The 11,660-nt window shown below is 49.3% G+C and carries 11 protein-coding genes; 1 reads left to right on the top strand and 10 read right to left on the bottom strand.

Annotated elements, in window-relative coordinates; translation table 11 throughout:
* Positions 1 to 22: 22 nt before the first annotated feature.
* Positions 23 to 226, top strand: a complete 204-nt coding sequence (locus SIC18_RS08990; RefSeq protein ID WP_048348117.1) for a hypothetical protein — start codon at positions 23 to 25, stop codon at positions 224 to 226.
* Between the two features lie 579 nt (positions 227 to 805).
* Here the strand turns inward: SIC18_RS08990 and SIC18_RS08985 are convergent.
* The 10 genes from SIC18_RS08985 to SIC18_RS08940 all read right to left on the bottom strand — a co-directional run bounded on the left by SIC18_RS08985 (position 806) and on the right by SIC18_RS08940 (position 11,638).
* On the bottom strand, positions 806 to 1,102 hold the full coding sequence (locus SIC18_RS08985) for a DUF3104 domain-containing protein (protein WP_413429371.1): 297 nt from the start codon (positions 1,100 to 1,102) through the stop codon (positions 806 to 808).
* A 458-nt stretch (positions 1,103 to 1,560) separates the two neighbouring features.
* The gene (locus tag SIC18_RS08980; RefSeq protein WP_048346423.1) at positions 1,561 to 1,755 is read right to left on the bottom strand and encodes a hypothetical protein; all 195 of its coding nucleotides are present in this window, start codon (positions 1,753 to 1,755) and stop codon (positions 1,561 to 1,563) included.
* Between the two features lie 960 nt (positions 1,756 to 2,715).
* Positions 2,716 to 3,648, bottom strand: a complete 933-nt coding sequence (gene ccsB / locus SIC18_RS08975; RefSeq protein WP_048346422.1) for a c-type cytochrome biogenesis protein CcsB — start codon at positions 3,646 to 3,648, stop codon at positions 2,716 to 2,718.
* Between the two features lie 43 nt (positions 3,649 to 3,691).
* Positions 3,692 to 4,870, bottom strand: a complete 1,179-nt coding sequence (locus SIC18_RS08970) for an LptF/LptG family permease (RefSeq protein WP_250394883.1) — start codon at positions 4,868 to 4,870, stop codon at positions 3,692 to 3,694.
* Positions 4,867 to 5,595, bottom strand: coding sequence for an LPS export ABC transporter ATP-binding protein (gene lptB / locus SIC18_RS08965; RefSeq protein WP_048346420.1), 729 nt, complete (start codon positions 5,593 to 5,595; stop codon positions 4,867 to 4,869). The genes SIC18_RS08970 and lptB overlap by 4 nt, the downstream gene beginning before the upstream one ends.
* Positions 5,592 to 6,044: an LptA/OstA family protein gene (locus SIC18_RS08960; protein ID WP_048346419.1), complete on the bottom strand. Its 453-nt coding sequence runs from the start codon at positions 6,042 to 6,044 to the stop codon at positions 5,592 to 5,594. The genes lptB and SIC18_RS08960 overlap by 4 nt, the downstream gene beginning before the upstream one ends.
* Before the next feature lie 39 nt (positions 6,045 to 6,083).
* The gene (locus SIC18_RS08955; protein ID WP_413429370.1) at positions 6,084 to 6,443 is read right to left on the bottom strand and encodes a DUF309 domain-containing protein; all 360 of its coding nucleotides are present in this window, start codon (positions 6,441 to 6,443) and stop codon (positions 6,084 to 6,086) included.
* The gene (gene typA, locus SIC18_RS08950) at positions 6,440 to 8,242 is read right to left on the bottom strand and encodes a translational GTPase TypA (protein ID WP_048346417.1); all 1,803 of its coding nucleotides are present in this window, start codon (positions 8,240 to 8,242) and stop codon (positions 6,440 to 6,442) included. Before typA ends, SIC18_RS08955 begins: the two co-directional genes overlap by 4 nt.
* 64 nt (positions 8,243 to 8,306) lie before the next feature.
* Positions 8,307 to 10,874: a DUF3656 domain-containing U32 family peptidase gene (locus tag SIC18_RS08945; protein WP_413429368.1), complete on the bottom strand. Its 2,568-nt coding sequence runs from the start codon at positions 10,872 to 10,874 to the stop codon at positions 8,307 to 8,309.
* Positions 10,871 to 11,638, bottom strand: a complete 768-nt coding sequence (locus SIC18_RS08940) for a M15 family metallopeptidase (protein ID WP_048346415.1) — start codon at positions 11,636 to 11,638, stop codon at positions 10,871 to 10,873. The genes SIC18_RS08945 and SIC18_RS08940 overlap by 4 nt, the downstream gene beginning before the upstream one ends.
* Between the last annotated feature and the right edge of the window lie 22 nt (positions 11,639 to 11,660).

Here is an 11,660-nt window from a genome sequence, read left to right as displayed (position 1 = left end):
AAAACAGAAGAAGGTGGAATCAATGCACAGCACTCCAAAGAAAGCTGTTGTCTGCATGAAGTGGGATTCGGATGGTGAGCTTTCATTCCATGACACCCATGCATTGATCAAACGCTTGGCCAGTGCAGAACGATCACGTCGTGCCATGCTTGATCACCATGAACTTCGTCGGTGGCGATCTCGAGTCAACGGTGACACGCAGCCTTCTCAAACGCTGGCCAGCTAATGAATGATTCTTTCGCGAGTGGTCCTGTAATCGTCGATCTAGATTGCAAAGAACACTCATAGGCAGCAGTCATGAATTGCTATACCAGTTGAAATGCAGCAAGCGATCGCTTGTATTTCAAGACACAAGAGTATGAGACTTATTCATCAATGGAGACAGCAATCATCGAGACAGATCATCAAACAGACAAAAACACTATTATCGAATTCTGATTGTCAAAAAACCATTGAGTCTCTAAAGTTTGGACACAAACTGGAGTCGCATCAATTTGGCAAAGCAGAAAAAAATCAATCTTCCCTATTCACGGAAAGAGATGGTGGATTCACTATGTGCAAAATGGAATTCAATGTGCGACAACAGCATTGAGAATGATCAGCTCAATTCCGAACAATTTCGGGATCTAGCGAGAACTGAAACCGACGATGAGCTATACAGAGATTGCTGTAATTCTGCAAAGAAAGAAGGCATCTCAATATCCGAATTTATGGAACGCTATGTATAAGCATCCATGACGATAGACAAAAATCAATCTTTAACAGTTAATAGGAAGCCAAGACAACCACTTAAGCCATTCAATAGTCAATCGTTTGATAAACCATCGAGCCCGTAGAGTACATGTGATATTTCATCGACGTTGATCCAACTGATCTTTTCATCATCAACATCAACGACCTGAATCACGTGATGCCCACTGGGATCTCTGGCTTCTTGATTGCAGGACATAACCTGTCCCATCCACCAGCTGTGATCCTTCTTCAGTTCGACTTGATTTTCACCTTTCACAATAATGTAATCACCGGGCTTCAGACTGAGAAAGTCTGGATAAGCAACCTGTCCATAGGGAAATGGCGTGCGCTCCTTAGCTGCATAACTCATGACTTCAATCCTTTCTTCCCTAGCTCTAACCCATGAAAAAAAGAAATGCCACTTTGGATGGCGAAATGTAAAAGCAATCTAAAGGAGGCAGCCGTTCTCAGGCCTGGCTGGGCATCTAAAGGCAAGCTTTCGAGAACGCAAACCAACAAAAGGAATGTCCGCCTAAATCGTCAAGGAAAACACTCAAAACAGCTGGAATACTTCAGAAGATGAAACTAAGGAGGGGTAGGTTAGGAGGCAATAGCTCATTTCAGTCACCCGTGAGACGTCAAATTTATTATTAATCTTTTACTTTTACCGCAAAACAAGAATATGATTGATTAATTACAATCCGAATTGATTCAAAGAGCCTAAAAAAACAAAGATTGAAAAAAAGAGAAAGACTGAGAGAAAGAAGGGTTCCTTCAATACTTCACTCTCAGCTCCTTCTCTAGCGACGGTTCATTAATTTACCGATATCAACAATCAAATACCTTGCACATGGGAGAACCAGGATGAGTATCACAGATATCATCCAACACTTTGTCTTTATGGCGATTGGCTGGATTGTCTAGACCACCGTTCTCCTTAGGGTCAAACTCGTCAGCAGTGTGCTTTTCATTGGTGCTGTACGGGACCTTGAACTGTTCGTACTTATCGGTGATGTCTGTCATGATGAGTAAACCGGTACAAATTCATCGTAACAAGTCATTCCGTCCAATTGATTAAATGAATATGTCAATCAAGCCTGCTGGTATAACTTCTCACCATTGGCAGGGCAACGGGAGTGCAGTTGTGTGTATTTCATCGAATAAGCTTGACATCATTCTCTGAACCCTTTCACACATGACGTTGCACAGTGAAAATGAAACATACAATACAAAGTGTCATTTAGAAATTTTTTTTACCAAGACAATACGAAAAATGATTCAATAAAAAATCCGAACAAAACACCCCAAACTCCTTGGCAATAAATTCCAGCAAGGGAAAAAGACATGAATCTAAAGCTCTTCAAGTCAACGACTTGTCCAACCAGGAAAGCTTAAATAGTAAGCTTTCAACCAAGAATAATAACCTATTTTCAGAGCTCCTGAGATTTAATTATTCTTAGCTCAGAGACATCGCTTGTGGTGTAGCCTGATAGATAATTTTTAAATTCGCTTTGGCTGGACTTCCCGAAAAATGCCTGATCGGTTTGGCGATCATTGGAGGCTTTGTCTTGCTCATCCCAATTGCCAAGCAGGCATCGTCTCAGAACACATGCATTTCTCATCATGCGAAAAAGTCCTCAAGAACAACGGAAGTTATTAATCCCTCAGAAATCATGGGGAGTGTTCGTTATTGTGCTGGAGGTTCTTGATCACCAATGCCAGCTAGGTGAATACTGATGGAATCTACCAAATTCTGATCTCGTTGAACGATCTATTCTCATTTACTTGTCAATCATCGACAATAAATCATGTTTCTTGTTGCTCTTAACGCCAATATGATTGCAATCATATTGGAATTGACCTAGTCTTCATTCAAGGGAAACCCATTAAGAGATCAGGTCAAAATTAGCCCTTAATACATTCCTTCCATTGCCATAATTCTCCTATAAAGAGCATGAATTTGGCACCCAACTAAAACTATGGTTATCCAAAGAACCAGCCATAGCTATGTAGGCCAATACCAAGAAGATTCACACCGATGTAGCAAACACCAATCACAACCAATCCTGCGCTAGCCACTAAAGCAGGACGCCGACCCTGCCATCCTCTGCTCAACCGTGTATGCAAATAAGCTGCGTAGACCAACCAGCAAATCAGTGCCCAAGTTTCTTTTGGATCCCAGCTCCAGTAGCTGCCCCAGGCCTCATTGGCCCAAACAGCACCGCTAATAATCCCAACTGTGAGCAATAAAAAGCCAACCGTAATGGTGCGATAGCTAAGGCTGTCCAACAGCTCATTGCGAGAGAACTGCACAGAAGACAAGTGAACCTCAGACTCACCCACATTGCCGATTGGGGTCGCAAGCGTTGCACGTCGATAGCCTCCACTGCCAATCGAGCTGCTACGCAGTTCCAAAGCATGACTGCGATCAGTCACCAGAACAGCCACTGACAACAGAGATCCAACCAAAAGAGCGGCATAACTCACCATGATGACACTGACGTGCATCACAAGCCAACTGGAGCGCAACGCTGGAACAAGTGGCGAGGCTTCTTGCAGCTGGTCAGGCAGCGCAAAGCTTGCGAACGCAATACATCCCAAGCCCATCGGAGTTGCTGCTGCCGCGACAATTGGTGTTGGCCATGATCTCTCCACTAACAATTGGGTGAGGGTGCAGGCCCAAGCCAGGAAGCAGAGCGACTCATAGAGGTTGCTGATCGGAAAATGGCCCGACTGCCACCAACGGAGAACAAGTTGAGCCGTCAAGGCGAGGTTCGCTGTTGCAATCAACAGCGTCACAAGGCCAGAGGTCTTTTCTGAGCTGACTTTCCAGAAGGCAAGTGGCAAGGCCAACAGCAAAAGGGAAAAAGCAAGCAACCCGAGCCCAAGAACCGGATCCATCCCAGCCAACTCCATGAATCTCTTGACCATTAAACAACTTGATTCTGACGTGTTTTGGTCACCGGCTTGCCTGGCGCAACAACACTCCGCCAGCTGCAAGAGAAATCAATACTGGCCCCCAAGCGGCCAGAAAGGGAGCCAATGTCCCTTTGACGCCGAGTGAACTAAAACTAAAGCTCAAAACATAGTAAACAAAAATTAGGACCACACTGATCCCAAAACCTTGACTCCGACTCGTTCTGCTGTTGGGCTTTGCACCAAGACTTGAGCCGATCAAACCAAATACCAAACAAGCCATTGGGACGGTGAATTTCTCTTGGATTCGAACTCTGAGCCTGCGAGCTTCTTTTCGGTCCCCAGCATCAGACAGAAGTTGTTCAGCCTCTACAGCTTCGGATACAGTCATGTTGTTAGCGTCTTTTGGCAATTTCGCGATCCGTAGTGGCGCAGGACTTAGTGGGTAGAGGTATCGATCAAAATCAGCTGATGTAGTGCTTCCTGATGGAGTGAGGGTAAGAATTTTTCCATCATTAAATTCCCACTTAGCCTGAGACTCATTCCAGTTGGCCTTATCTGCGACAAGCATCTGAGTGAAACCAAATCGAGAAAAATCCAAGACGGTAACACCAATCATTGTTCCGTCTTCGAATTCCCTTGCATAGAATAATTGTGTTAATCCCTTACTAGATTGACCATCAGATTTAGCGACTCGCCCAAACCGAGAATAAACAATATTATCACCCTTCTCAGCAGCAATGGCTTTACCAAGGGCTCGTTGTAATGTGAATTCAGCAGACCGGTTTGTTCGTGGCACGATCACATCATTGAAAAGAAATGACAGGCTTGTCATCAAAAGAGCCAAGGCGATTGCAGGAGCAACCATTCGACTTGCTGTGACACCAACGCTTCGAAGAGCAGTCAGCTCGCTATTGGCAGAAAGACGGCTATAAGCAAGCAGGGATGCCATCAACGTGGCCATTGGGAAGGAAATCACCAAAAAGCTTGGCAATTTCAGCAACAGCACTTGAACAGCGATCGTCCAAGGGAGGTTCGATTCAACAATCTTGCGAACCAGGTCAAACATCACCCCGACAGAGAGAGACACCACCGTGAATGCTGTAAGAGCAAACAACAAGGGCCCGATTAATTCTCCAAGGAGCCAACGATCAATTAAAGGAATTCGATGAACAAGCCTGCGGAGCTGACGTTGAGCTGAAATCCAAAGATCATGGTTCAAAGCTGAAAACCCTCCCCGAGATAGTGACGACGTACCAGTGGGTCATGGGCGACTTCATCGGAACGACCTGAAGCGAGGATGCTGCCATCCGTCAAAATGTAGGCCCGATCAGTAATTGCAAGGGTTTCGCGGACGTTATGGTCAGTGATGAGAATGCCCATTCCTCGCTGGCGTAATCCATGGATCATTTGCTGAAGATCCGCCACCGCCAACGGATCAACCCCAGCGAAGGGTTCATCAAGGAGTAAATAGCGAGGACCCTCCAAACCAACAGCGAGGGCACGGGCCACTTCGCAGCGCCTTCGTTCACCACCTGAAAGCTGATAGCCGCAACGGTGGATGAACGGTTCGAGATGAAAATCCTCGATTAATTGTTGGAGTCGATGATGACTATCAACTTTGGAAAGTCCGCTTTGAGCCAACACCAATTCAAGATTTTCTTGAACGGTCAATTGGCGAAACACACTGGGTTCCTGAGGCAAGTAGCCAATTCCAAGACGAGCCCTTTGGGGCATCGAAAGATCCGCAACGGGATGTCCGTCCAGCAGAACTTGACCACGATCAGGACGCAACAGCCCAATCACTAAATTGAAGCTGGTGGTTTTGCCTGCCCCATTAGGCCCAAGCAGGCCAATCACCTCACCAGGCTTCAAGGTGAGTGAAAGAGAGCGAACCAATGTCCGGCCACCAAGAGTCAATGTGACCTGATCGAGACTCAAACTCATGGCGTTAGGGGAGTCTGCGAGTCAGGGCTCTGCTTTAACAGCAGGGTCGACTGAACTTGCTGACCTGGGATGGGCTTCGCCAGAGCACGTTCATCATCAAGGTTGTAGGTGACCCGTTCAGCACGAATACTGTTTCCATCGTCCTGAACCACATCCACATCTCCGCTTAATACAAGCATCGATTCCCTGCTGAAGTACTGCGCCTGACGGGAGGTTGCCACCATCCCACGAGAGGGATAAACGATCCGAACATTGCCAACAGCGGTGACGACACCCGTGATGTTGTCAGCACTTTGTGTATCCGATTCGATCGTGATCAAGCTGTCTTCACCTGCTGCTGTCTGCGCACTCACAGGAAGAACAGCACCAGAAAAAACCAACAAGGCAGCGAGTGATGAGAGTTTGGCAGTCCAAGTGGTCATTACAGGGGTGAGGGAAGGAAAAAACATCAGGACACCCTCATGATCCCAGCCAATGTACAGAAGAACCTAAGAGTGGTCACGCAACTCAGGAACTGGAAGTGCGACAGGATCGGTCTCCTGTTGAAGTGCTTCCAATCTCAAACGGGCCTGATCTCGAACCAAAGGCAGATCGAGACCAAGATCTCCTGGAATAGCCGAGGAAAGGCGTCCTACACCTTCACCTAATAAAATTGTTGCGCCTCTGAGATTGCCCCGTTCTAAGTGAACATGAGCAACTGCAATTTGCAGAATTCCTTGAAGTAATCGACGTTCGGGACCGGCCGTTTCATGCCAGATCTCCTCAAACGCATCATGGGCTTCATACCAGGCACGTCGATTGAATAGATCGACGGCCTGCTGGAATCGGGGATCGACTTGAACGCTCAACGCTTAGCCATTTTTTTAGCTGGTAATTTTCTCAACCGCATGGATTCAGGTGTGACTTCAAGCATTTCATCAGGTCCGATATATTCCAAGGCACGCTCTAACGTCATCTGAATCGGAGACTGGAGCGTATCCAAAACATCTGCGCCAGCGGAACGAATGTTAGTGACCTGCTTAGCCTTACAGATATTAATTTCCATATCTTGTTGACGAGTATTCTCACCAATAATCATTCCTTTATAGACTTTAGTGCCCGGAGTGATAAAGAATTGTCCACGATCCTCTGCTCCCTTTAGAGCATAGAAAGTAGCTGTGCCTTCTTCAAATGCAATCAAAACGCCATTCCTTCGAGTCTCAAAATCCCCCACCATCGGACGATATTCAAAAAACGAATGGCTCATAATTCCTTCTCCGCGAGTGGCGCGAATGAATTCACCACGGAAACCAATCAGTCCCCTGGAAGGAACAACGAATTCAAGTTGCGTGCGGTTGTCAGCGCCGGTTTCCATATTTTGCATTTCCCCTTTTCGAGTTCCAAGCTTTTCAATGCAGCTACCAACTGCTGCTTCAGGAACGTCCATCACCAGTGTTTCAACAGGCTCACAAGGCGTGCCGTCGATCGTGCGGAAAATCACCTGTGGTTGAGAGACCTGAAATTCAAAGCCTTCACGCCGCATCGTTTCGATCAAGATGCCGAGATGAAGCTCACCGCGACCACAAACAGAGAAACGATCCGGAGAATCGGTATCTTCAACGCGTAAGGCAACATTCGTGAGCAGTTCGCGCTGCAAACGATCTCGCAGCTGGCGGCTCGTTACAAACTTGCCCTCTTTTCCTGCAAAAGGAGAATCATTGACCACAAAGGTCATTTGAAGCGTGGGCTCATCAACCTTGATAAGGGGTAACGCTTTTGGTTCGTCAGGGCAGGCAATCGTCTCGCCAATGTTGACATCGTCGAAACCAGCGACAGCAATAAGGTCTCCGGCAGACGCTTCTGCAATATCTACTCTTTGTAAGCCTTCAAAGCCTAAAAGCTTGCTTATACGACCTTTCTTTTCACTTCCATCATCCTTAATGAGTGTCGCTCTTTGCCCCTGTCTAATAACACCATTATGGACCCGTCCAATAATAATTCGACCGAGGAAGTCTGAATAATCGAGGGTAGTAATTTGAAGCTGTAGTGGCTTCTCAGGATCACCAACTGGAGGTGGTACATGACGCAAGATGGCATCAAAGAGAGGACGCATGTTGTCGCTCTCTGTTTTCATGTCGGGCTTTGCGAAGCCTCCTAATCCACTGCCAAATAAATAGGGAAAATCACACTGATCGTCATCAGCACCTAACTCTAGAAAAAGGTCAAGTACCTTATCGACAGCGGTTTCTGGATCAACGCGCGCACGGTCAATTTTGTTAACAAAAACAATCGGTCTCAAACCCTGTTCGAGGGCTTTTTTGAGCACAAAACGGGTTTGGGGCATGGGCCCCTCATTGGCATCAACGATGAGCAAACATCCATCGACCATGCCAAGCACACGCTCAACTTCACCACCGAAATCAGCGTGCCCAGGGGTGTCAACAATATTGATTCTCGTGTCGTTATAGGTAACTGCAGTGTTCTTCGAAAGAATGGTAATTCCGCGCTCACGCTCCAAATCATTGGAGTCAAGGACGCATGTTGGGACGGCCTCGTTGTCGCGAAAGATTCCGGACTGGCTGAGCAGGGCATCCACAAGAGTGGTTTTGCCGTGATCCACGTGGGCGATGATCGCAATATTGCGAATCGCCTTATTCGAGGCGCTCATGAGGTCCGTAACGTTATTAAGGGAAACTTGGGAACGCCCGCAGGCGCAGCCGCGACATGCTATCTCAAAGTGAGACTGGTAACGATTGATTTTCGCGCCCGATGCGCAAACTGCCACGCGTCACTCCGAGTCTGTGATCGATTTGCTCTCGCTTCCAAACGTCGGCTGACAACGTGCGTCCCAAAAGTGCATCGCTGTAGAGCTGAATCCGCCGACGTGTTGCCTCGGCCTCTTCATCAAGGAGATCCAAGCGATAACGTCGAATACCTGCTTGACGCAGCTCGTCTAGGGCCTCGACCCCTGTCTGAGGCTTGCCATTAAAGAGGGTATTGCGACAGCCAAGATCCGCTTTCAGTGGATGCTCCACCCCACTTCGATCTCTCAGCATCACGGTGTGATGCTCACAGGGCCTTCCGCAATCGGTGTGATCGTGGCCTTCCGAAAGAAACGAACAAAACAAACAGTGCTCCATGTGGAAGAGCGGCATGTGTTGATGCAGGACCACTTCCATCCGTTCCGGCGGAGAAGCCTGGACTAAATCAAGCAATTGGCTGAGGTTCAAATCACAACTGGCTGTGACCCGATTCAGCCCCCAGGTCTCAAGGAACCAAAGCAAACTGAGGGGGTTGGCAACATTCAAGGTGAAGTCGCCAGCGCAGGGGGCCTGGCCCGTAAGTAATTCCAGCTGATCTGCGTTTCGCACGAGATAACCATCCGCTTTCGCTTTGAGAAGTGGTTCCAACATCCAGCGTTCTCCAGGTCTGGTGATACGAGGCCCTGCTAACCAAATCCCCTCTGGCCAGCAGCCCCGGCCTATGGCCACAGCTTCCTTGAGCTCCTTCGGATGCTCTAAATCGGCAACAACCGAGGTAATCGGTCCCTCGCCAATGTCCTGAAGAGCACGCAACTGCTCGAGGCTCCGAACAAGCACAACCAACGATGGCGAATCGGATTGCTGCACTGCTGAGTCCCGCCAATCAGCCAAGCGCTCAAGGGTGGCCGCAACGATGGGCTGAGACTCCAATGGTTCTAAAACCGAATGCATTGCAGGCGGTTGGGAGACCGCGGTTAGTCCTCCATCGGCCATCTGTTGCAACAGCGAGCGTCGCATCCTGTTCAGCTCAGCAACGGGAAGAAATAAGGCTGAGCCGAGGTCGGTTTCCAGATGCTCAAGACGCCAGCCCGTGCCTCCCAAACGCCCAAGCTGAGCGAGCAAACGCTCACGATCCAAACCGTGATCACGGGCTTTCTCCAAAACGGCCTGACTGGTCACGCTGCAGCACACTCCATTCGGCAAAACAGGGGCAACCAGCTCAAGAACCAGGGGTTGCCCCTCCTGCCCGGTCACACGAACCCGAAGACCTCGTTCAAGCGGAGACATCACGCGTTCCGATCGACGCTGCCAGGTGCTTTGCCATTGCGGATCACTGGTGAGCCAAACCGGAGAGCCTGATCGCAAGCCCGACACCTCAACACGGCCCGGACCAAGCCGCAAGCGTATGAGTCCCTTCGGCATCGTCTGAACCTCCATCACCCGTCCTCCGATCTCACGAGGAGGGGCCAGAGGGTCGTGCTCACGATCGTTCGCTTCAAGAACCAAACCCTGACCATTGCGCAGGCTTTCTGTGCAACGCAACACCAACCAACCTTTGGGCTCCACTCGAACCAGAGCACCAATCACCGGTCCACGCTTCTTGCTCCAGCGACCATGCACGAGAGAACGGTGATCAATTCCCTGGAGCCAACCTGTGGACAACCCCCTGGAGAAACCAAGCTCAAGCTGGCGTTGAATCTCCACAGCATCACAATCCAAGCCATCGAGACTGCGGCGATAGGCATCCGTTACCGACGCCACGTAGGTGGGGTCCTTGAGCCGTCCTTCGATCTTGAAACTACTGATTCCGAGCTTCACCAAATCAGCCAGGAGCGGCCACGCGGAGAGATCCTGGGGAGACAGTAAATACCTTTGATCCCCGAGATCGAGGGATTCACCATCCACCAACAATTCATAGGGAAGACGACAAGCCTGTGCACATTCACCACGATTGGCACTGCGCTGGCCCAGGGATTCACTAGTAAGGCACTGACCGGAATAGGCCACGCATAAGGCTCCATGCACAAACACCTCTAGGGGCATGGAAAGGGATCTCTCCCGCAGTTGATTTTGCAGACGCTCAAGGTCGCGTAGGGCTAATTCCCTCGCCAGCACAACCCGCTCACAACCCGCAGCCGCTGCCTGTGCCACACCAGCGGCACTCGTAATCGACATCTGAGTGGATGCATGCAGGGATAAAGAGGGCACAAGAGCTTTCGCGAGAAGGCAAAGCCCTAAGTCCTGCACGATCAGAGCATCAACACCAGCCTGGTCTGCAGCCAAAAGCAGCTGGGAAGCCTGATCTAACTCATCAGCAAAGATCAGAACATTCACTGTGAGAAATCCCTTCACTCCACGGGCGTGAAGCCAAGCCATGATCTCGGGCAGCTCAACAAGCTGAAAATTGTCTGCGCGAAGTCGAGCATTAAAGGCCTCCACGCCGAAATAAACAGCATCAGCACCGTTGGAGACAGCAGCTATCAAGGCCTTCCAATCCCCAGCTGGGGAAAGCAATTCTGGGAAAGATGCTGTGTTCAACGCCCAAGAGCCAGCTGACGTGCAGGTTCAAATTGACGCAAAGCCTCGGCAGACCCCTCAAAACGCCAATGCCAAGGCTCATAACTCACACCCTGAGGATTCAGCTTGGGAAAGGACAGCGTGAAGTGATAACTAGCGGCGTAATCCTGCAACCAACGAAATGCAGGAGTCGTCTCAAACGAAACCGAAAGATTCGTATCGGGTCGGCTGCCATCACCAAGGTCAATCGCATAGCCAGTGCTGTGTTCGGAATAACCCGGTGGAGCCGAAACCTTTGCCCGTTCTTCGGCGGTTTGATTGCGTTCTGATTTCACATCAAAGAAAATCCCCTGCTGCAAATCATGAGAGCGATAGCCACTGATCAACCTGAGATCGATTCCATCGGAGGCAGCAGCACGACGCATTGAATCCAACGCAAGTGCTGCATCCTGATGCAACTCAATTCCAGCCTCAACAGGCACAAGTTGGTTGGCAATCGCTTCGTCATAAGGGAAATGTCCAAGCAGACGACCGTCTTGATCCGGCGGCGCTTCAATCCCTTCCACCACTGGAATCGGATCCGAGGAAAACAAAAAGGAACGACCTGCCAGCAAACCGGGGCCTAGCCAAACAGCAGCCAAACTGCCTCCACCAACAAGAAGACACGCCAAAAAAACACCAAACCCGCTGGGGCGCTGACGAGAAGCAGGCTTCGAGCGACGGGCGACAGGAATGTCATCCCGGGTGCTTCGGCGAGTGGCGACGGCCCTTCCCAGAGGATTCATGCAGTGTTGTTTCAATCGTAAA

The sequence above is a fragment of the Synechococcus sp. Cu2B8-bc1011 genome (assembly GCF_047302735.1).
Lineage (GTDB): Bacteria > Cyanobacteriota > Cyanobacteriia > PCC-6307 > Cyanobiaceae > Synechococcus_C.
Note: the sequence above shows the minus strand (reverse complement) of the source record. Positions and strands in the feature narration are given on the sequence as shown.

Coding starts and splice junctions, on each gene's coding strand:
- SIC18_RS08990 (WP_048348117.1), top strand. CDS start 23: ATGCACAGCACTCCAAAGAAAGCTGTTGTCTGCATGAAGTGGGATTCG.
- SIC18_RS08985 (WP_413429371.1), bottom strand. CDS start 1,102: ATGAGTTATGCAGCTAAGGAGCGCACGCCATTTCCCTATGGACAGGTT.
- SIC18_RS08980 (WP_048346423.1), bottom strand. CDS start 1,755: ATGACAGACATCACCGATAAGTACGAACAGTTCAAGGTCCCGTACAGC.
- ccsB (WP_048346422.1), bottom strand. CDS start 3,648: ATGGAGTTGGCTGGGATGGATCCGGTTCTTGGGCTCGGGTTGCTTGCT.
- lptB (WP_048346420.1), bottom strand. CDS start 5,595: ATGAGTTTGAGTCTCGATCAGGTCACATTGACTCTTGGTGGCCGGACA.
- SIC18_RS08960 (WP_048346419.1), bottom strand. CDS start 6,044: ATGTTTTTTCCTTCCCTCACCCCTGTAATGACCACTTGGACTGCCAAA.
- typA (WP_048346417.1), bottom strand. CDS start 8,242: ATGAGCGCCTCGAATAAGGCGATTCGCAATATTGCGATCATCGCCCAC.
- SIC18_RS08940 (WP_048346415.1), bottom strand. CDS start 11,638: ATGAATCCTCTGGGAAGGGCCGTCGCCACTCGCCGAAGCACCCGGGAT.